The sequence below is a fragment of the Pseudomonas sp. D5(2026) genome, assembly GCF_057766845.1.
Genome location: NZ_CM173421.1, coordinates 1,306,243 through 1,325,072, shown reverse-complemented (window position 1 = coordinate 1,325,072; position 18,830 = coordinate 1,306,243). Strand labels below are relative to the sequence as shown.

The window sequence follows — 18,830 nt, the reverse complement described above, 5'->3', positions numbered from 1 at the left end:
CGAAGAGGCCCTTGCAGACACAACAGCATCGTCGTTTTTACTGAGCACTACTCATGCAAACCGCAACCCGATCCACCTTCTTCGACATCACCAGCGAACAAGGGCTTTTACGCACCTCGATCGCCGCCACCCTGTTCATTGCCACCATCGGCATCGCCTTCGGCCTGGCCTCCGGCTCGTTCTCCATCATCTTCGACGGCGTCTACTCGCTGGTGGATGCCAGCATGAGCGGGCTGTCGCTTGTGGTGGTCAAGCTGATCACTTCGCACACCACCAGCGTGCAGATGTCGCGCAAGCTGCGCGAACGCTTCACCATGGGTTTCTGGCACCTGGAGCCCATGGTACTGGCACTCAACGGCATCCTGCTCAGCGGCGTGGCAATCTACGCGCTGATCAACGCCGTCAGCAGCCTGCTGCAAGGCGGGCGCCACCTGGAGTTCGGCATTGCCATGGTCTACGCAATGCTGACGGTGATCACCTGCGTGAGCATCGCCGTCGTCGAGGCACGCGCCAACCGCAAACTGAAGTCAGACTTCGTGCGCATGGACGTCAAGGGCTGGGTGATGTCAGCCAGCATCACTGCCGCGCTGCTGATCGCCTTCTGCTTTGGCTATGCAGTACAGGGCACTTCGCTGGAATGGGTATCACCGTACATCGACCCGGCGGTGCTGGCGCTGGTGTGCCTGGTGATCGTGCCGTTGCCGATGTCGGTGGTGCGTCAGGCGCTGTCTGAAATCTTCCTGGTCACCCCCGGCGACCTCAAACTGCACGTGGATGAAGTGGCCAAGGCCTTCGTCGCCCGCCACGGCCTGCAGTCTTACCGCGCCTATGTCGCCAAGGTCGGGCGCTCGAGGGAAATTGAGCTGTATTTCATCGTGCCCAAGGCCATGGCGGCCAAGACCATTGATGAATGGGATGCGTGGCGTAACGAAATTGGTGACGCGGTGGGCGGTGAAGGGCCGGACCGTTGGCTGACGGTGGTGTTCACTGGCGACCCGGAATGGGCCGAGTGATGTGTGGGCGCTCTGCGCCCTTTTTCCGAAACCCGTAGCGCAAACGAAACGTCCACATCGCATCGAGCAAGTATCTCTGTCTGGCGGCGGCGGTCAGCGTCCGACCAATCAACCCCAGGCTCAAAACGTTCCTCAGCCGAGCCCCGATGACTTGCGCGTGAGGTAAGACGATGAGCGATGCACGTAACCAAGGGAAGGTCAAGCAGGCATTGGGCATCTCGACCCGCAGCTACCTCCATACAGCGAGATCGCCGGCTATGCAGACAAGGTATCTGGTGTTGCCAAAGCGTCGAATCTGGTCAAGAAAGGCACGTATATCGGTACTGCGCTGGATGTGGCCGCCACAGGCTTGTCGATTCATAAAGCCTGCACAATGGGCCGGGAGGAGCAGTGCCGCCGCGCCAAATATGTTGAAAGCTCGGCGTTGATAGGTGGCCTGGGAGGCGGCAGCCTCGGAGGGTATGCGGGAGGTATGGCAGGGGGTGGTGCTTGTGTAGTCGTTCTGGGATTTAGTACAGGCGGCCCTGGAGCGCTGGTTTGTGCTGTGGTAGGCGGTGCAGTAGGCGGTAAAATATTCGGAGACATCGGAAGCTGGGGAGGCGAGATGATGGGTGATTTATTATATAGTGAGGTTTCAGAGTGAATGCAGTTGACCCTGGATGGATTGCGCTGTTGATACTTGCCCCCATAACTCTGTCTATGATCGGGCTTTGTTACATCGCACACAAATATACTGAGCACTTTGAATCGTTTCTTCCGAATTGTACGTACGTGACCGGAAATAAGAAAATATTCCAGCATGCAGGCTTACTGGGCAAAGTCATGCGCACGGGATCGATCTCTCTGGTGCTGGCGATGCCGACAATTTTTTTGCGTAGAAACTTAATTGACTTAAATGAAGTTAAACGTTTCCCGCCCAACACGAAGCGGTTATTGGTGAGCTTGTTAACAATCCAAATCATGCTGCTAATCGCACTAACCATTTTCCATTATGTATATAGTTGAAGCTTAGCTGAGTGACATTAGCTTAATCGTTACGATGGCCAGATAGATAGCCCAGTCCCAGCTGGCCAACTCCAATCACCTTCAGTCCCAGTTATAAGTAGGCAAAGCCCGTTGAAGATATACTGCACTGACTGAGTTTTTATGATAGGTGGCCTGGGAGGCGGCAGCTTCGGGGGTATGGTAGGGGGGGTGGTGCTTGTGCAGTCGTTCTGGGGTTTAGTACAGGCGACCCAAGAGCGCTGATTTGTGCTGCGGTAGGCGGTACAGTAGGCGGTAAAATCGCCGGTGACTTCGGGAGCGAGAGAGGCGAGAAGGTGGGTGATTTTTTATATCGTGAGGTATCGGAGTGAATCAAGTTGACCCTGGATTAATTGCGTTGTTTATCCTTGCGCCCATGAATCTGGCGATGATCGTGCAGTGCTATATTGCGCATAGATACACTGAAGACTTTGAGTCGTTTCTCACAAATTGTAAGTTCGTGACTGGCAATAAAAAAACATTCCAACATGCAGGCTTGCTTGGTAAAGTCATGCGTACGGGATTGATCTCTATGGTACTTGCCATACCGACAATTTTTTTGCGCAGAGGCTTAATTGACTTAAATGAAGTTAAACGTTTCCCGCCCAACATGAAACGATTATTGGTGAGCATGTTAGCCATCCAAATCGTGCTGCTCATTGCGCTTACCATTTCCCATTATGCAGATCGTTGAAAAATAATTGACTGGCATTATCGGGACGATGGCCAGATAGATGGCCTCGTCCCAGCTGGCCAACTCCAATCATCTTCAGTCCTGGTTAGAAAGGTACAAAATTCCTTATTGCCGCGCGCTTCGTGGAACTCCTTGCTCAAGAACGCTGCGTCGAGCAGTAAGGGGCGCTGCAAGCTGTTCCAGCGACCTGTTGCCCCAGAGGAGCTTTTCACACCCACCCTGCTATTCAGATCGATGACATCAGGCGTAAAGACGACGCCGGCATCCCGAACGTCTGCAAGTCAAACAGTCACGCCCAACAGCGCTCGCACCTCCCCTTGAACCAGCACTGCGAGCGCCGAGCCATCCGCCCGTAGTTCGACGAACAAGGCAGAGCTATCCCAAGTCATCGTGCTAGGAAACTGGCGCCATGGTTTCGGCTGCGTGCGATTTATGACCATGCGGACGCGCGGTTACCTATAGCCGTGATAGCCCGCTAACCCGCTAACTCATTGACTTTTCTAGGGCAGACACGAAAAAGCCCACCATGACAGGCGGGCTATTCCATATTTACATCACGACGAAGCGAGCCTAAGGTTCGCCTCAGACGGCTGCAAGACTAGAAACTGGCTGAGGCAAGCCTCCCTCTCTAGTACTCACGAACCGCTTTGCATATGGTGGGTCGTGTAGGATTCGAACCTACGACCAATTGGTTAAAAGCCAACTGCTCTACCAACTGAGCTAACGACCCGTTGGATGGCGCGTATAATACTGATTTCTAACGAGAAATCAATACCCCATCAAACTTTGTTCAAAAATACCGCGTCGGGTCTTCGATACCGGCTGCCTTGAAGCCATCGGCGCGCAGGCGGCAGCTGTCGCATTTGCCACAGGCACGGCCGTCATCGTCGGCCTGGTAGCAGGAAACGGTCAAGCTGTAGTCCACACCACGAGCCATACCAGCCTGCACGATCTGAGCCTTGCTCATGTTCTGCAGCGGCGCCTGGATGCGGAAGCCCTGCCCTTCTACGCCAGCCTTGGTCGCCAGGTTGGCCATACGCTCGAAGGCCTCGACGAACTCGGGTCGGCAATCCGGGTAGCCAGAGTAATCCACGGCATTGACGCCAATGAAGATGTCGCGCGCTTCCAGCACTTCTGCCCAACCCAAGGCCAGCGAAAGGAACACAGTATTGCGCGCCGGCACGTAAGTGACCGGAATGCCTTCACCCGGGGCTTCCGGCACGTCGATGCTGCTGTCGGTCAATGCCGAACCGCCGATGCCGTCGAGATTCAGCCCAATGACCTTGTGCTCAACCACACCCAAGTCGCGGGCCACGCGGGCAGCGGCGTTCAGCTCGGCACGATGACGCTGCCCGTAGTCGAAGCTCATGGTGTAGCAGCTGTAGCCTTCGGCTTTGGCCGTGGCAACCACGGTGGCTGAGTCCAGGCCACCGGACAACAGGATTACTGCGCGTTTTTCGGTCATGTATACGTGCTCCTCAATCAACGTCCGGGCTCGTCGTTCCACAGCAGCTTGTGCAACTGCAACTGGAAGCGTACGGGCAAGTTGTCGGCAACGATCCAGTCAGCCAGGTCACTGGCGTTCACCTGATGATGGCTGGGAGAGAACAACACCTCACCGGCACGCTCAGCCAGGTTGTACTGAATCAGCTTGGATACCGCCCAGTCATAGTCCTCGCGGGAACAGATGACGAACTTGACCTGGTCGTTACGCGTCAGCTGCTCGATGTTCTCGTAGCGATTACGGTGCGACTCTTCGGAACCTGGGGTTTTCAGGTCGACCACACGGCTGACGCGGGTGTCGGTGCCGGCAATATCCAGCGCACCGCTGGTCTCCAGCGACACCTCGTAACCGGCGTCACACAGCCGCTGCAGCAACGGCAAGGCGTTGGGCTGCGCCAGTGGTTCGCCACCGGTGACACAGACGTAGCGCGGCTTGAAGCCGGCCACCTGCTCAAGGATCGAATCAAGGGTGCGCACGGTACCGCCACTAAAGGCATAGGCACTGTCGCAGTACTGGCAACGCAGGGGGCAACCGGTGAGGCGCACAAAAACCGTGGGCAGCCCGGCCGTTCGCGTCTCACCCTGCAAAGAGTAAAAGACTTCGGTGATGCGTAATGTGTCTTGCATGCTCGCCACGGGCGTGACAGCTAAACAGGCTGTCCGCCTCCGTCAGGCACTGTTGCGGACTCGACATAGCGTTATCCGCAGCAGCGTGTTTAAGAAAAAAGGGCAGTGATTCTAACGAAAAAACCCGCGACTGGCGCGGGTTTCTTTCGAGCGGTACAGCGGGGACGCCTAGAGCTTCTGCAGGTCACGCTGGGCCAGTTGAGCAGCAGAGGTGCCCGGGTACTGGGTGATGACCTGCTGCAGGATGCCCTTCACCTTGTCGGTATGACCCATACGGCGCTCGACATCAGCCAGTTTGTACAGCGAATCAGGCACCTTGCTGTGCTTCGGGTACTTCTGGCTGACCTGGGCAAAGGCCTGGCTGGCGCCTTGCAGGTCGCCCTTGGCCAGGTTCACTTCACCCAACCAGTATTGGGCATTACCGGCGTACTGGCTGTTGGGGTACTTGCGCAGGAAGGCGTTGAACGCCTGGCTGGCCTTGTCGAAGTCTTTCTGTTTGATCAGGTCGAAAGCAGCGTCGTAGTAGAGCTTCTCTTTCGCCGGATCACCGGGCTGGCTACTGCCGGCCGGTTGTTGCGCAGCAGCACCTGCTGCGGCATCGGGGGCGGCATTGGACGCACCACCACCGGAGGAATTGTCAGGGGTTGCGGCAGGCGCAGCGCCACTGTTGATGCGACGGTCCAGGTCCTGGTAACGCTCCAGGTTTTCCTGCTTCATGCGCGACACATCGTTTTGCAGCTCTTCGATGATGCCTTGCTGGCGGGAAAGCTGATCCTGCATCTGTTGCAGCTGCATGAACAGCTGGCCCTGTGCAGAGGCAGGGGCCGAAGCCCCTGACCCGGCATAGGCGCCGCTCGTGCCATAACCCACAGGCGGATAGCTGCCTGCGTTGTCATCTACTACAGGGACCTCAGCCCAGGCCGCAAGCGGCAGGCTGAGTGCGAGGACGGTTACTACACGGCGGCACATACGCATAAGAACTTACTTACGCAGTTCTACGCGACGGTTCTGAGCCCAGGACTGCTCGTCGTTGCCGGTAGCAACTGGACGCTCTTCGCCGTAGGAAACCAGTTCCAGCTGAGCAGGGGAAACGCCCTGCAGAACCAGGTAGCGCTGAACGGCCTTGGCACGACGCTCACCCAGAGCCATGTTGTACTCGCGGGTGCCGCGCTCGTCGGTGTTACCTTCCAGAACAACACGGTTGCCGTTGGCTTTCAGGTCCTTGGCGTGAACGTCCAGAGCGCGCATGGCTTCTGGCTTCAGGTCCGAGCTGTCGTATTCGAAGTAGAAGGTGGTGATTGCGCGCAGAGCGGCTTCTTCGCTCAGGGAGCCGTCAACAGCGCCAGTGTTGGCACCGTAGCCAGCGTTAGGGTCTACAGCAGCGCCTTCGCCTGCGTTGTCACCGCCCTTCGAGGAGCAACCTACAGCTACGGCCATGGCCAGGGCCAGCGCAGCAAATTTACCAAACTTCAGCATTTCCATCGTGAAACTCCTAATGAAACCCCAGTGTGTTAAGCAAAATGTATTACGCCGCAATCAGTTCAGGTAAGGGGACCAGGACGGTTCTCTGACTTCGCCTTGAGCGGTAGGAAGTGGGAGCCTCACGCGGCCATTAAGCGACACGAGCATCAAGACTCCCCGGCCCTGCTGGCGGGTGGCGTAGATTAGCATGGTGCCGTTTGGCGCAACAGTGGGAGACTCATCAAGACTTGTTTCAGACAGAATCTTTACACTTCCGCGCTGCAAGTCCTGGGCCGCCACTTTGAAGTTGGTAAAGCCCTGTTGGCGATGAATCATTACCAAGGTCTTCTCGTCCGCCGAAAGTTTCGGGTTGGCATTGTAGTTACCCACGAACGTCACACGCTCGGCACCACCGCCACTGACCGACTGTTTATAGATCTGCGGTTTGCCGCCACGGTCGGAAGTGAAGTAAAGGGTATTGCCATCTTTGCCCCAGAACGGCTCGGTATTGATACCCGGGCCTGCAGTAACACGGCTGATCTGGCGCGAAGCCATATTCATCACGTAGATGTCCGGGTTGCCGTCCTTGGACAGCACGAACGCCAGGCGCGAACCGTCCGGCGACCAGGCTGGCGCACCGTTCAGGCCTTCGAAGTTCGTGACCTGCTCGCGGCGGCCAGTATCGATGTTCTGCACGAAGATACGTGGGCGCTTCTGCTCGAACGAAACGTAGGCGATACGTTTGCCATCCGGCGCAAAGCGCGGCGACAGGATCGGCTCACGCGATTGCAGCAGGGTCACCGCACGTGCACCGTCGTAGTCCGAACGCTGGAGGGTGTAGCGGGTGTTGTTGGTGGAGAAACGCTCGGCCGTTACGTACAACATGCGCGTCGAGAACGCGCCTTTGATGCCGGTGAGCTTCTCGAACGACTGGTCGGCGATGTAGTGCGCCATGTCGCGCAGCTGGTCGGTGCTGCCCGCTACGCTGCCGGTCAGCACTTGCTGCTCGGTGGCGACGTTGAACAGCGCGTACTGCACCTGCAGGCGACCGCCCGACGGCACAATGCTACCGACCATCACGTACTGGGCTCCCAGCGCTTTCCAGTCACGGAAGATCACTTCGCTGGCCTGCGACGGCTGGCTGATCATGTTCTGCCGCGGGATTGGCGAGTAGTAGCCAGAGTTGCGCAGGTCGTTGCCGATGATGTCAGCAATGTCCTCTGGCAGCACGCTGCCGCCCTGCAGACCGAACGGCACTACCGCGATGGGGGTAGCCCGATCGCTGCCGCTGGTGACCAGGATGTTCTTTTCCTCTGCAACGGCCATGCCTGCCACGCAGCACAGCATGACCAGCAGTCCTCTCAGACGTTTAATCACAACGCTAGATCCTCAGGTGTAAATGTCATCTTGAACGAACGATAACGGTTGAAATCGCTCGGCTTCATACCCTGCATCTCGGTCAGACGACCAATGTTCTTGACCGCAGCCACTGCCGAACTGTCGTACGGGCCGTCACCACTGGAACGGGCCACGCTGACACTGGTAATGGTACCGTCCGGCAACATGCTGACCTGCAGGGTCACCGTCATGCCCTTGCGCGCGGAAGGCGGACGCGCCCAGCCCTCGGCCGCGCGCATACGGATCAGGTCGTCGAAGTCGCCAGCTACCTGATCGCCCTGCTCGTCAGCCAGCGCCTGCTGCCGCTCGGTGGTGTCAGACAACAGCTCGGCCAGGGCCTGGGCTTTCTTGTCTTCTGCCGCCTTGCGGGCCGCTTCCTGTGCCTTTTTCTTCTGGGCGTCTGCAGCGGCCTTTTTCTTGGCCTCTTCAGCTGCCTTCTTCTTCGCGTCCTCGGCCGCCGCTTTCTTCTTGGCGTCCTCGGCTGCTTTCTTCTTGGCCTCTTCGGCTGCCTTCTTCCTGGCGTCCTCGGCGGCTTGTTTCTTCGCCTCTTCAGCGGCCGCTTTCTTGGCCTCTTCTTCGGCTTTTTTCTTCGCTTCGTCCTCGGCCTTCTTCTTGGCGATGTCGGCCTGCTGCTTCTCGGCGGCTTTCTTCGCCTCTTCGGCTTTCTTGGCTTCGGCAGCTTTCTTTGCCTCGGCAGCCTTGGCGGCTTCAGCGGCCTCGGCTTTTTTCGCTTCAGCAGCCTCGCGAGCCTCTTCGGCCTTTTGAGCAGCGTCGGCCTTCTTTTGTTCCGCGGCCTTCACGGCCTCTTGCTCGACCTTCTTCTGTTCCAATTGCTCAACTTCGGTCTGGCGCGAAGCGGTTTTCTTCGCCTCCCCGGCAATCTTCTGATTGGTCTGGGTGGTCGCCTGGCTCTTGGACTTGAGCTGATACAAGGTAGCCTGAACAATCGGCTTGGATGGCGGCAGCTCAGGCGTCATGGCAAAACTGACGAACAGCAGGGCGAACACCAGCACATGCAGGCCGATGGCCCAGACACTGGGCCAGAAGTAGCTTTCCGAGGCGGATGGCTCTCGCTGTTGCATCAGGGCGCCTCGGTAATCAGGCCAACGTTACCGACACCGGCCTTCTGCAACCCGCCCATGGCACCCATGACCGCGCCATAGTCGACAGCCTTGTCGCCACGAATGAACACCTGGGTCTGCTTGCCCTGGTCACGGCCGGCAGCAATGATCTTGGTGACGGCGTCGGTCATGGCCGGCAAGGTCATGGCTTCGTCCATCTGCTTGTCGGTATCGACTTCGCTGCCGAGGTTCCAGTAATAGGTTTTATCGGCCTTGATGGAGATGGTGAGGATCTGGACGTTGTTGTCCTGCGGCAAGGCTTCGCTGGAAACCTTGGGCAGGTCGACCTTCACGCCCTGGTTGAGCATGGGCGCCGTCACCATGAAGATGACCAGCAGCACCAGCATCACGTCGATGTAGGGCACCACGTTCATCTCGGCGACGGGCTTGCGTTTGTGGCGAACTCGGGCCATGGGCTTCTACCTGATTACTCTTCGCTGGTGTGCACTTTGCGGTGCAGGATCGCCTGGAACTCGTCGGCGAAGGTGTAGTAACGGCCGATCAGCACTTCACTGCGTGCGGCGAAACGGTTGTAGGCAATAACAGCCGGGATTGCCGCGAACAGGCCGATGGCGGTTGCGATCAGTGCTTCGGCGATGCCCGGAGCAACGGTGGCCAGGGTGGCCTGCTGGGCGCTGGCCAGGCCGCGGAAGGAGTTCATGATGCCCCATACAGTGCCGAACAGGCCGATATACGGGCTGGTCGAACCAACGGTGGCCAGGAACGGCAGGCTCTGCTCGAGTTTTTCTTCCTCGCGCGAAATGGCAACGCGCATGGCACGGCCAACGCCTTCCATGACCGCGTCGGGATCAACGCCCGGCTGTTGACGCAGACGCGAGAACTCCTTGAAACCGGCACGGAACACCTGCTCCACACCGGAGTCCGGGTCTGGGTTGCTGCCTGCCTGGCGGTACAGCTTGGACAGGTCGATGCCCGACCAGAAGCGCTCTTCGAAGGCATCCAGCGCACGACGACCGGCGCGCAGCATGGTGCTGCGCTGGAAGATCATGATCCATGAGGTGACCGAGGCGGCCACCAGGGTCAGCATTACCAGCTGTACCACCACGCTGGCATTGCTGACCAGACTCCACATGGAGGTATGGTCGACGACGTTAGCTTCCACGCTTATTCTCCTGCATTCGATTGATTACCCGAGCCGTCCGCCGCAAAGGCGTCGCGCAGCTGGGGCGGTATGGCTCGGGGTTTGAAAGTGTCGGCGCGCACGGCGGCCACCAGGAACTGCCCTTCGCAAAGCAGCGTTTCATCCTTTTCCCGCCACACCTGCTGTACGAAACGCAGGCTGGCGCGATTGAGTTCAAGTACTTGCGCGGTCACCCGCAATTCGTCATCAAGCCGCGCCGGCGCGTGATAGCGCGCTTCGCTGGAATGGACAACGAACAGCAGGTTGTCTTCAGCCAGCTGCGACTGGGAAAAGCCCAGGTGCCGCAGGCGTTCGGTGCGCGCGCGCTCCATGAATTTCAGGTAGTTGACGTAATACACCACGCCGCCCGCATCGGTATCTTCGTAATAGACGCGACACCGATGTGCGAACGGTTCGAGCTGATTTTGCGCGCGCATACTCTAGTGCTTACTCCTCAGCTTGCCAATCCGCTGTGGCAACTGTTTTTTCTTCATTAATGTCTTATTGCCAGCGCGCCAAGGGCATGCCAGCGGTAGGACCACAAAAAGTCGCTTTTGATCTGTCATTCATCGCCTGGCTCGGAAAAATCGCCCCCCTCCCCCAAGCGCCCGGGGATATTCAGCCCAAAGTGCAGGTAGGCATGCCGGGTAACCACGCGGCCGCGCGGCGTGCGCATGATGTAGCCCTGCTGGATGAGGTACGGCTCAAGCACATCTTCGATGGTATGACGCTCTTCGCTGATGGCTGCAGCCAGGTTGTCCACGCCCACCGGGCCACCATCGAACTTCTCGATCATGGTCAGCAGCAGGCGACGGTCCGAGTGGTCGAAACCACGCTCGTCGACGTCCAGCAGGTTCAGCGCCATGTCCGCCACGGCCTTGGTGATCTGGCCCTTGCCGCGCACCTCGGCGTAGTCACGCACGCGGCGCAGCAGGCGGTTGGCGATGCGCGGCGTGCCACGGGCACGGCGGGCAATCTCGTAGGCGCCCTGGTCTTCGATGGCCAGGCCAAGGATGTTGGCCGAGCGGCTGACGATGGTGCTCAGATCCTTGTCGTTGTAGAACTCCAGGCGCTGGACGATACCGAAGCGGTCACGCAGCGGGTTGGTCAGCATGCCGGCACGGGTAGTAGCCCCCACCAGGGTGAAGGGTGGCAGATCAAGCTTGATGGATCGGGCTGCCGGGCCTTCGCCGATCATGATGTCGAGCTGGAAGTCCTCCATGGCCGGGTACAGCACCTCTTCGACAACAGGTGACAGCCGGTGGATTTCATCGATGAACAGCACGTCGTGCGGCTCGAGGTTGGTCAGCATGGCTGCCAGGTCCCCGGGGCGCTCGAGAATCGGCCCCGAAGTGCTCTTCACCGACACCCCCATTTCATGGGCGATGATGTTGGCCAGGGTGGTCTTGCCCAGGCCGGGCGGGCCGAAGATCAGCGTGTGGTCAAGCGACTCGCCGCGGCCTCGGGCCGCCTGGATGAACAGCGCCATCTGCTCTCGCACCACTGGCTGGCCGATGTACTCGTCCAGGCTCAGGGGGCGAATCGCACGGTCCTGGACTTCTTCGCGGTCGCGGCCACTGGCGGCAATCAGGCGGTCGGCTTCGATCACTTGGTAATCATCCCTTTCAGGCTGCGGCGAATCAGCTCTTCACTGCTCAGGCCGGCCTTGTCCTTGATCGCGGCGATTGCCTTGCTGGCTTCCTGTGGCTTGTAGCCCAGCGAGACCAGGGCACTGACTGCATCGGCCTCGGCACTGGACTCGCTGGCGACCGGTAAAGGCCCATCGGAGACCAGGGTGAACATGGCCGGCGAGGTTTCCCAGGCCTTGAATCGATCCTTGAGCTCGACCAGCAAGCGCTCGGCGGTTTTCTTGCCGACGCCTGGCACGCGCACCAGGGCTGAGGTGTCCTGGGCCTGCACGCAGCGCACCAGTTCATCCACTTCCAGCCCGGACATCAGCGCCAGGGCCAGCTTTGGCCCTACACCGTTCAGGCGGATCAGCTCGCGAAACAGCTCGCGCTCGCGTTTTTCGGCAAAGCCGTAGAGCAAGTGGGCATCTTCGCGCACGACCAGATGGGTATGCACCGTGACGGCTTCCCCCACTTTGGGCAGACGGTACAGCGTGGTCATGGGAACTTCCAGTTCGTAACCCACGCCGTTGACGTCGATAATCAGGTGAGGCGGTTGTTTTTCCGCCAGGGTGCCGCGCAAACGTCCAATCACGTTCCGATCCTTCCTCTCGGGGAGCCGGTCAAAGACCGCTCAACCCTATCAGCAAATGCAGCAGGTGAACGTATCACCCGAACAAAATGTGTATCAGCGCATGAAGCGCTTACAGACGCAAGCGCCCGCCGCGTCGCCGCGCTGTGCTCAAGCCATGCGGCACCAGGCTGGAGCGGGTGTGGGCGTGGCACAGCGCGATGGCCAGGGCATCGGAAGCGTCAATCTGCGGTTTTTGCGTCAATTTCAGCAGATGCATGACCATCATCATCACCTGCTCCTTGTTGGCACCACCCGTGCCGGCCACGGCCTGCTTGACCTGGGTGGCGCTGTACTCGGCGATCTCCAGGCCAGCCTCGGCGGCGGCGACGATAGCCGCGCCACGTGCCTGGCCAAGCTTGAGCGCCGAATCGGCGTTGCGGGCCATGAACACCCGTTCGATGCCCATGGTCACCGGGCCGTGCTGGGCAATGATTTCACTGACACCACGAAAAACAATCTGCAGCCGCTCGTGCAGCTCACCGCTGCCGGTGCGGATGCAGCCCGACGCCACGTACTCGCAACCACGGGCGGTCTGGCGTACCACGCCATAGCCGGTGATGCGCGAGCCAGGGTCGATACCTAGAATCAGAGTCATAAAGCCCGTCGAAAAAATGATGCATCTCTACAAACTGCGCCGGCCCTTTCGCGGGTAAACCCGCTCCTACAGGTACTGCACCACATTTGAAATGGGCGTAATACCTGTAGGAGCGGGTTTACTCGCGAAAGGGCCGGCACAGGCGCGATCAAACGCTCAGCGTTGGCACAAAATGCCAAATCACCTTAGCCTAGGTTTTCCATGATCTCGTCGGAAATCTGAGCATTGGAATAGACGTTCTGCACGTCGTCCAGGTCTTCGAGCATGTCGATCAACTTGAGCACCTTTTCGGCACCGTCCTGGTCGAGCTCGGCACTGGTGGTCGGTTGCATGACGATTTCTGCATCAGCGGCCTCGAAGCCAGCCTCTTCCAGGGCATTACGCACGGCATAGAAGCTGTTGAACGAAGTGAATACGTCGAACGAACCGTCGTCATTGGCCACCACGTCGTCGGCATCGGCCTCCATCGCCGCCTCCATCAACGCGTCCTCTTCCACGCCGGGGGCAAAGCTGATCTGGCCTTTGCGCTCGAACAGGTAGGCCACCGAGCCGTCAGTACCCAGGTTGCCGCCACACTTGGTGAAGGCATGACGCACGGCGGCAGCGGTACGGTTGCGGTTGTCGGTCATGGCTTCGACCATGATCGCCACGCCACCCGGGCCGTAACCCTCGTAGCTGAGCTCTTCGACGTTGTCGCTTTCGTTGGTGCCAGCACCACGGGCTACGGCGCGATCGATGATGTCGCGGCTCATGTTGGCGCCCAGGGCCTTGTCCAACGCCAGGCGCAGGCGCGGGTTGGATGCCGGGTCAGGGCCACCCTGCTTGGCAGCGACCGTCAGTTCACGGATCCACTTGGTGAAGACCTTGCCTCTCTTGGCATCCTGGCGCTCTTTGCGGTGCTTGATGTTCGCCCACTTGGAATGACCAGCCATATCGACTCCGAATCCTTTGAATCACAAACAGCCCCGCCCCATGACGGGGCGGGACGGGAAAATACCTGCGTCGAAACGCAAAGGCGCATCCATATGGATGCGCCCGGGGACTGCTTACTCGACCTTGGTCTGTTCGCGCAGTCGGATGTGCAGCTCGCGCAGGGCCTTGGCGTCGACCATGCCTGGGGCCTGGGTCATGACGCACGCGGCGCTCTGGGTTTTCGGGAACGCGATCACTTCACGGATCGACTGGGCGCCAGTCATCAGCATGACCAGACGGTCCAGACCGAACGCCAGGCCACCGTGAGGCGGTGCCCCGAACTTCAGAGCGTCGAGCAGGAAGCCAAACTTCTCTTCCTGTTCTTCTGCTTCGATACCCAGCAGGCGGAATACTGCCTGCTGCATCTCTTTACGGTGGATACGGATCGAACCGCCACCCAGCTCGGTACCGTTCAGGACCATGTCGTAGGCACGGGACAGGGCGCTGGCCGGGTTGGCTTCGAGCTCTTCCGGGGTGCACTTCGGCGCCGTGAACGGGTGGTGCAATGCAGTGAAGCTGCCGTCTTCGTTCTCTTCGAACATCGGGAAGTCGACAACCCACATCGGCGCCCACTCGCAGGTCAGCAGCTCGAAGTCGTGACCCAGGCGAATACGCAGCGCGCCCAGGGCTTCGCTGACCACCTTGAACTTGTCGGCACCGAAGAACACGATGTCGCCGTCTACGGCGCCAACGCGATCGAGGATGTTGTTGAGGTTGGCCTCAGGGATGTTCTTGACGATCGGCGACTGCAGGCCTTCGACACCCTTGGCGCGCTCGTTGACCTTAATGTAGGCCAGCCCCTTGGCACCGTAGATACCGACGAACTTGGTGTACTCGTCGATTTTGCTGCGCGGCATGCTGGCGCCGCCTGGCAGACGCAGGGCGGTAACGCGGCACTTCGGATCGTTGGCCGGGCCGGCGAACACTTTGAAGTCGACATCCTTCAACTGGTCGGCAACGTCGACCAGTTCCAGCGGAATACGCAGGTCTGGCTTGTCGGAGCCGTAGCGGCGCATGGCCTCTTCGAAGGTCATGTGCGGGAATTCGCCGAATTCCAGGTCGAGCACTTCTTTGAACAGCTTGCGGATCATGCTTTCGGTCAGGCCCATGATCTCGCTTTCATCGAGGAAACTGGTCTCGATGTCGATCTGGGTGAATTCCGGCTGGCGATCGGCACGCAGGTCTTCGTCACGGAAGCACTTGGCAATCTGGTAGTAGCGGTCGAAGCCGGCGACCATCAGCAGCTGCTTGAACAGCTGGGGCGACTGCGGCAGGGCGAAGAAGCTACCGGCATGGGTACGGCTTGGCACCAGGTAGTCGCGCGCGCCTTCCGGAGTGGCACGGGTGAGGATCGGTGTTTCGACATCGAGGAAGCCGTTGTCGTCCATGAAGCGACGGATGCTGCTGGTGATGCGCGAACGCAGGCGCAGCTTTTCAGCCATTTCCGGGCGACGCAGGTCGATGAAGCGGTAGCGCAGGCGGGTTTCCTCGCCGACGTCAGAGTACTCGTTCAGCGGGAACGGCGGGGTTTCCGCCTCGTTGAGCACAGTCAGCTGGTAGCCGAGGATCTCGATGGCACCGGAGGCCATGTTGGCATTCACTGCACCTTCAGGGCGCTTGCGGACCTTGCCGGTGATCTGTACGACGTATTCGCTGCGCACACGGTCTGCGGCGGCGAAGGTTTCGGCGCGATCCGGATCGAACACGACCTGGGCCATGCCTTCGCGGTCACGGATGTCGAGGAAGATCACCCCGCCGTGGTCGCGGCGACGATGGACCCAGCCGCAAAGGGTGACTTCCTGGCCGTCCAGGCTCTCGTTCAGTTGGCCGCAATAATGGCTGCGCATCATGATGGTGGTTTCGCTTCTCGTGATTCGTGTATTCGGTGGAGGCCTTGGCCGCCCGGAGGGCTAATACTGCAAGACCCGGTCACAGCATTCAACTCAGTCGGCCTTGTCGCCGCCTGCCAGATTCTTTTTCGCCCCGGTCTTGAAGTCGGTTTCGTACCAACCGTTACCGCTCAGGCGAAAGCCTGGCACCGACAGCAGCTTTTTCAGTGCCGGTGCCTGACAGGCCGGACAATCGGTCAGCGGCGCGGCGCTGATCTTCTGCAGCACTTCCATGCGGTGCTCGCAGGACGCACATTGATAGTCATAAAGGGGCATGGGTGTCTCTCGTCAACCATAACGCTGGCTGCCGGGGCAGCAAAAAGCGGGATTATATATGGTTAGCAAGCACTGCGCAGCCCGCCAGGCGATCAGCGAGCACTCGGCGGGTCCTGCAGCCACGCCACGCAGATGACCCGGATCAGCCCGCTGAAGTTGCGCACTCCACCCTGGCGCAGGTGCACTTCACGGTCCACATAGGACAACACGGCACTGACCGAACAACGGTTGGCGGCGGCAATGCGTTCCAGGATACCCCAGTAGACAGCCTCCAGGCGCAAACAGGTAGAAAAGCCGTTGAGCCGCACGGAACGTGACACCGGCTGCGTCTGCAGCATGTCAAAGTCCGCCTTGAACGGATCGATGCACTGTTTTCCTGGCCAGCTGCCTTGGCCTGCCATACGTTTGCTCGCTTGCATCATGCGCCACACTTCCTCGTCACAGGTACCAGGTGGCCTATGAAGCGCTGACGGGCGAGCTTAAAGCAGCGGCAAAATGTTCCTTTGCAAATACCAGGTTGCCAGGCGGACCCTGTGGGAGCAGGCGATGCGCTGGATGGCACCGGCTGCGCCGGCGTTCGCGGGCGCGCCCACTCCCACAGGGGTTGCGCAAGTTTTCCGCCTTGAGCAACGGTTACTTGTCGTCGAGCAGCACCCGCAGCATCCAGGCGGTTTTCTCGTGCACCTGCATGCGCTGCGTCAGCAGGTCTGCGGTCGGCTCGTCACTGACCTTGTCCACCACAGGGAAAATGCTGCGCGCAGTGCGCACCACGGCCTCCTGCCCCTGGACCAACTGGCGGATCATCTCGTCTGCCGGAGGGACACCTTCCTCCTCCTTGATCGACGAGTGCCGTGCATAGAATGCATACGAACCCGGTGCCGGGAAGCCCAGGGCACGGATTCGCTCGGCGATCGAATCGACTGCCAGCGCCAATTCGTTGTACTGCTCTTCGAACATCAGGTGCAGGGTGCGGAACGACGGACCGGTGACGTTCCAGTGGAAGTTATGGGTTTTCAGATACAGCACGTAGGTATCCGACAACAGGCGGGACAGCCCATCGACGATGGACTTGCGATCTTCTTCACTGATACCGATATCAATTGCCATGAAGCTCCCCTTTCCATAAGGCTTGAGACTCAAGCGGGCGCCGACCACTGTAGCAACACTTGCCGCATGCCGCATGTGACATGGCGCAACACATCGCCCACTGGGCGGCCTGCGGTTTGAGTAGGCTGCGGCTTTACTGTTAAATAGGCACTGTGCCACCCGTGCGGACTGTCATTGCCGGGTGCATAGGCTGGCCTGCCACGTGTTCGCGCTCCATATCTCATGCGCACCGTGCTGCCAGCTCTTCCTGTGATCGGCCTTATCAACAGTGAGCCAACCCCATGTTCAAGATCGTCCATCTGGTGACGGGCGTGGCAGCTTTGCTGCTATCGCTCATACCCAGCCTGAAAACCGATGCGACACCCTTCCTGCAACAACCTGACGCGGTCTACCTGGCCCTGCTCGGCCTGCTCAACCTGGTGCTGGCGCCGGTGGTGCCACTGTATCATCGCGGCGCGCGACAACAACTGCAGCATCTGGCCTGCGCCCTGTTGGTGGTCGCCGTCGTGCTGCAGACCCTGACGCTACTGGCCCGCCCGGAAATGGGCAACCTGGCAGCCCTGGTCTGCGCGGCACTGGCCGTGGCCCTGCATCTGGCCGTGGGCTTTGCACGCGGCCCACGCAAGGCACGCAGCAGCCAGCACGCGGCACAAGATGCCGGCAACCGTGATACTGGCACCGTCAAATGGTTCAACACATCGAAAGGCTTTGGTTTCATCTCCCGCGACTCGGGTGATGACATCTTCGTGCACTTTCGAGCCATCCGCGGTGAGGGCCACCGCATCCTGGTCGAAGGCCAGCGCGTGGAGTTTTCGGTGATGCACCGCGACAAGGGCCTGCAGGCCGAAGACGTAGTTGCGGTAACCCGCCGCTGACCGACTGACGCCATCAACGGCAAGCCAGGCTCCGCAAGGTCAGCGCTGCACCTGAGAGCAGCATCATACCTGTGGGGGCTGGTTTGCCGGCGATGGCAGCCTGGCAGAAATCAATAATGGGGAGGCGGCGCCTCTTCCCCTTCACTGCCATACTGGCCAACCATCTCTTCATGACGCTTGATCAGCTCGGCCATCTGCAATTGCAGCCGCTCGATCACCCGCGCTTGCTCCACCACCACGTCATTCAGCGCCTGGATAGCGTCATCCTGAAACGCCTGACGGGTTTCCAGCTCGACCATACGCATTTCCAATGTCATGTCAGGCCTCTTGGTAACCAGCAAGCTGCAGCCCGCGCAGACGCTGACGAACAGCCTGCAGTTGATCATCGGTGTAACCCACAGGCGCACACTTGCCCCATACCGGAGCCGGCCACGCGGCGTCGTCGCGCTGGCGCACGATCACATGCATGTGCAACTGGCTGACCACGTTACCCAAGGTAGCCACGTTCATCTTGTCAGCTGCGTAGCTGGCCTTCAGCGCTTCTGCCAACAGGGTGGTTTCCTGCCACAACTGCTGTTGCTCTGCCGCATCCAGCTCGAACAGCTCACTGATACCCGCGCGCTTGGGCACCAGGATGAACCATGGGTAATTGGCATCCTTGCTCAGCAGCAACTGGCACAGCGGAAACTCCCCCAGCACCAGCGAATCCTGCTGCAATCGCGAATCGAGGACGAACACGGCATATCTCCTTCAGGCAATACCATCCCGCGTCAGGCGGAAACAGGCCAGCAAGGATACCTTGCACATTCCCGGTAACACAGCGCTACTTTTCGCACCAAAATGAGGCCGCCTGACCGCCTTCCCCACACCTGC

General features: G+C 59.5%; 22 protein-coding genes, 1 tRNA gene and 1 pseudogene. 4 read left to right on the top strand and 20 right to left on the bottom strand.

The features are described from left to right. Window positions 1-53 precede the first annotated feature (53 nt). From AC3B5Q_RS06105 to AC3B5Q_RS06095, 3 genes and pseudogenes are all read left to right on the top strand, one after another. Window positions 54-1,013: a cation diffusion facilitator family transporter gene (locus AC3B5Q_RS06105; protein ID WP_101196311.1), complete on the top strand. Its 960-nt coding sequence runs from the start codon at window positions 54-56 to the stop codon at window positions 1,011-1,013. 173 nt (window positions 1,014-1,186) lie between these two features. Next, window positions 1,187-1,656: pseudogene (locus tag AC3B5Q_RS06100) on the top strand (hypothetical protein); the annotation flags it as partial. A gap of 708 nt (window positions 1,657-2,364) precedes the next feature. Further along, on the top strand, window positions 2,365-2,730 hold the full coding sequence (locus AC3B5Q_RS06095; RefSeq protein ID WP_028698154.1) for a hypothetical protein: 366 nt from the start codon (window positions 2,365-2,367) through the stop codon (window positions 2,728-2,730). A gap of 654 nt (window positions 2,731-3,384) precedes the next feature. Here the strand turns inward: AC3B5Q_RS06095 and AC3B5Q_RS06090 are convergent. The 18 genes from AC3B5Q_RS06090 to AC3B5Q_RS06005 form a co-directional block, all read right to left on the bottom strand. Next, window positions 3,385-3,460: transfer RNA gene (locus tag AC3B5Q_RS06090), tRNA-Lys, on the bottom strand. A gap of 60 nt (window positions 3,461-3,520) precedes the next feature. Beyond that, on the bottom strand, window positions 3,521-4,195 hold the full coding sequence (gene queC, locus AC3B5Q_RS06085) for a 7-cyano-7-deazaguanine synthase QueC (RefSeq protein WP_488392902.1): 675 nt from the start codon (window positions 4,193-4,195) through the stop codon (window positions 3,521-3,523). 17 nt (window positions 4,196-4,212) lie between these two features. Continuing rightward, the gene (gene queE, locus AC3B5Q_RS06080; protein WP_003254753.1) at window positions 4,213-4,860 is read right to left on the bottom strand and encodes a 7-carboxy-7-deazaguanine synthase QueE; all 648 of its coding nucleotides are present in this window, start codon (window positions 4,858-4,860) and stop codon (window positions 4,213-4,215) included. 168 nt (window positions 4,861-5,028) lie between these two features. Then, the gene (ybgF, locus tag AC3B5Q_RS06075) at window positions 5,029-5,835 is read right to left on the bottom strand and encodes a tol-pal system protein YbgF (RefSeq protein ID WP_028698156.1); all 807 of its coding nucleotides are present in this window, start codon (window positions 5,833-5,835) and stop codon (window positions 5,029-5,031) included. 6 nt (window positions 5,836-5,841) lie between these two features. Next, window positions 5,842-6,342 (bottom strand): peptidoglycan-associated lipoprotein Pal, encoded by a 501-nt coding sequence (gene pal / locus AC3B5Q_RS06070; RefSeq protein WP_003254755.1) that lies wholly within the window; start codon window positions 6,340-6,342, stop codon window positions 5,842-5,844. Window positions 6,343-6,396: 54 nt separating this feature from the next. Then, window positions 6,397-7,668, bottom strand: a complete 1,272-nt coding sequence (gene tolB / locus AC3B5Q_RS06065) for a Tol-Pal system beta propeller repeat protein TolB (RefSeq protein ID WP_021783335.1) — start codon at window positions 7,666-7,668, stop codon at window positions 6,397-6,399. 26 nt (window positions 7,669-7,694) lie between these two features. Continuing rightward, the gene (gene tolA, locus AC3B5Q_RS06060; protein WP_021783334.1) at window positions 7,695-8,801 is read right to left on the bottom strand and encodes a cell envelope integrity protein TolA; all 1,107 of its coding nucleotides are present in this window, start codon (window positions 8,799-8,801) and stop codon (window positions 7,695-7,697) included. Beyond that, the gene (tolR, locus tag AC3B5Q_RS06055) at window positions 8,801-9,253 is read right to left on the bottom strand and encodes a protein TolR (protein WP_488392901.1); all 453 of its coding nucleotides are present in this window, start codon (window positions 9,251-9,253) and stop codon (window positions 8,801-8,803) included. Before tolR ends, tolA begins: the two co-directional genes overlap by 1 nt. 14 nt (window positions 9,254-9,267) lie before the next feature. Beyond that, entirely contained in the window at window positions 9,268-9,963 is a 696-nt protein-coding gene (tolQ, locus tag AC3B5Q_RS06050; protein WP_010952367.1) for a protein TolQ, read from the bottom strand. Window positions 9,964-9,965: 2 nt separating this feature from the next. Further along, entirely contained in the window at window positions 9,966-10,418 is a 453-nt protein-coding gene (gene ybgC / locus AC3B5Q_RS06045; protein WP_016711994.1) for a tol-pal system-associated acyl-CoA thioesterase, read from the bottom strand. Between the two features lie 125 nt (window positions 10,419-10,543). After that, window positions 10,544-11,590, bottom strand: coding sequence for a Holliday junction branch migration DNA helicase RuvB (gene ruvB, locus AC3B5Q_RS06040; protein ID WP_003254766.1), 1,047 nt, complete (start codon window positions 11,588-11,590; stop codon window positions 10,544-10,546). Continuing rightward, the gene (gene ruvA, locus AC3B5Q_RS06035; RefSeq protein WP_012273768.1) at window positions 11,587-12,204 is read right to left on the bottom strand and encodes a Holliday junction branch migration protein RuvA; all 618 of its coding nucleotides are present in this window, start codon (window positions 12,202-12,204) and stop codon (window positions 11,587-11,589) included. The genes ruvB and ruvA overlap by 4 nt, the downstream gene beginning before the upstream one ends. 109 nt (window positions 12,205-12,313) lie before the next feature. Beyond that, on the bottom strand, window positions 12,314-12,838 hold the full coding sequence (ruvC, locus tag AC3B5Q_RS06030; RefSeq protein ID WP_003254769.1) for a crossover junction endodeoxyribonuclease RuvC: 525 nt from the start codon (window positions 12,836-12,838) through the stop codon (window positions 12,314-12,316). A 185-nt stretch (window positions 12,839-13,023) separates the two neighbouring features. Continuing rightward, a complete protein-coding gene (locus AC3B5Q_RS06025) occupies window positions 13,024-13,770 on the bottom strand; it encodes a YebC/PmpR family DNA-binding transcriptional regulator (RefSeq protein ID WP_021783333.1) in 747 nt (248 codons plus the stop codon). Window positions 13,771-13,884: 114 nt separating this feature from the next. Continuing rightward, window positions 13,885-15,660: an aspartate--tRNA ligase gene (gene aspS / locus AC3B5Q_RS06020; RefSeq protein ID WP_028698159.1), complete on the bottom strand. Its 1,776-nt coding sequence runs from the start codon at window positions 15,658-15,660 to the stop codon at window positions 13,885-13,887. Window positions 15,661-15,753: 93 nt separating this feature from the next. Beyond that, window positions 15,754-15,975, bottom strand: a complete 222-nt coding sequence (locus tag AC3B5Q_RS06015) for an FmdB family zinc ribbon protein (RefSeq protein ID WP_003254776.1) — start codon at window positions 15,973-15,975, stop codon at window positions 15,754-15,756. Window positions 15,976-16,067: 92 nt separating this feature from the next. Then, window positions 16,068-16,397 (bottom strand): ribbon-helix-helix domain-containing protein, encoded by a 330-nt coding sequence (locus tag AC3B5Q_RS06010; protein ID WP_021783331.1) that lies wholly within the window; start codon window positions 16,395-16,397, stop codon window positions 16,068-16,070. 211 nt (window positions 16,398-16,608) lie between these two features. Continuing rightward, window positions 16,609-17,082, bottom strand: coding sequence for a Dps family protein (locus AC3B5Q_RS06005; RefSeq protein WP_010952363.1), 474 nt, complete (start codon window positions 17,080-17,082; stop codon window positions 16,609-16,611). Between the two features lie 281 nt (window positions 17,083-17,363). Between AC3B5Q_RS06005 and AC3B5Q_RS06000 the strand changes: the two genes are divergently transcribed. After that, window positions 17,364-17,957: a cold-shock protein gene (locus AC3B5Q_RS06000; RefSeq protein ID WP_021783330.1), complete on the top strand. Its 594-nt coding sequence runs from the start codon at window positions 17,364-17,366 to the stop codon at window positions 17,955-17,957. A gap of 110 nt (window positions 17,958-18,067) precedes the next feature. On the opposite strand, the gene AC3B5Q_RS05995 is transcribed toward AC3B5Q_RS06000, so the two are convergent. Then, complete coding sequence (locus tag AC3B5Q_RS05995) at window positions 18,068-18,274, bottom strand: SlyX family protein (protein ID WP_012051473.1); 207 nt, start codon at window positions 18,272-18,274, stop codon at window positions 18,068-18,070. A gap of 1 nt (window position 18,275) precedes the next feature. After that, entirely contained in the window at window positions 18,276-18,695 is a 420-nt protein-coding gene (locus AC3B5Q_RS05990; RefSeq protein ID WP_021783329.1) for an HIT family protein, read from the bottom strand. Window positions 18,696-18,830: the final 135 nt, after the last annotated feature.

Bases quoted from the DNA above. Each gene is read 5' to 3' on its own strand.
- AC3B5Q_RS06105 (WP_101196311.1), top strand. From the start codon at position 54: ATGCAAACCGCAACCCGATCCACCTTCTTCGACATCACCAGCGAACAA.
- queC (WP_488392902.1), bottom strand. From the start codon at position 4,195: ATGACCGAAAAACGCGCAGTAATCCTGTTGTCCGGTGGCCTGGACTCA.
- queE (WP_003254753.1), bottom strand. From the start codon at position 4,860: ATGCAAGACACATTACGCATCACCGAAGTCTTTTACTCTTTGCAGGGT.
- ybgF (WP_028698156.1), bottom strand. From the start codon at position 5,835: ATGCGTATGTGCCGCCGTGTAGTAACCGTCCTCGCACTCAGCCTGCCG.
- pal (WP_003254755.1), bottom strand. From the start codon at position 6,342: ATGGAAATGCTGAAGTTTGGTAAATTTGCTGCGCTGGCCCTGGCCATG.
- tolB (WP_021783335.1), bottom strand. From the start codon at position 7,668: ATGCTGTGCTGCGTGGCAGGCATGGCCGTTGCAGAGGAAAAGAACATC.
- tolA (WP_021783334.1), bottom strand. From the start codon at position 8,801: ATGCAACAGCGAGAGCCATCCGCCTCGGAAAGCTACTTCTGGCCCAGT.
- tolR (WP_488392901.1), bottom strand. From the start codon at position 9,253: ATGGCCCGAGTTCGCCACAAACGCAAGCCCGTCGCCGAGATGAACGTG.
- ybgC (WP_016711994.1), bottom strand. From the start codon at position 10,418: ATGCGCGCGCAAAATCAGCTCGAACCGTTCGCACATCGGTGTCGCGTC.
- ruvC (WP_003254769.1), bottom strand. From the start codon at position 12,838: ATGACTCTGATTCTAGGTATCGACCCTGGCTCGCGCATCACCGGCTAT.
- AC3B5Q_RS06025 (WP_021783333.1), bottom strand. From the start codon at position 13,770: ATGGCTGGTCATTCCAAGTGGGCGAACATCAAGCACCGCAAAGAGCGC.
- aspS (WP_028698159.1), bottom strand. From the start codon at position 15,660: ATGATGCGCAGCCATTATTGCGGCCAACTGAACGAGAGCCTGGACGGC.
- AC3B5Q_RS06015 (WP_003254776.1), bottom strand. From the start codon at position 15,975: ATGCCCCTTTATGACTATCAATGTGCGTCCTGCGAGCACCGCATGGAA.
- AC3B5Q_RS06010 (WP_021783331.1), bottom strand. From the start codon at position 16,397: ATGATGCAAGCGAGCAAACGTATGGCAGGCCAAGGCAGCTGGCCAGGA.
- AC3B5Q_RS06005 (WP_010952363.1), bottom strand. From the start codon at position 17,082: ATGGCAATTGATATCGGTATCAGTGAAGAAGATCGCAAGTCCATCGTC.
- AC3B5Q_RS06000 (WP_021783330.1), top strand. From the start codon at position 17,364: ATGTTCAAGATCGTCCATCTGGTGACGGGCGTGGCAGCTTTGCTGCTA.
- AC3B5Q_RS05995 (WP_012051473.1), bottom strand. From the start codon at position 18,274: ATGACATTGGAAATGCGTATGGTCGAGCTGGAAACCCGTCAGGCGTTT.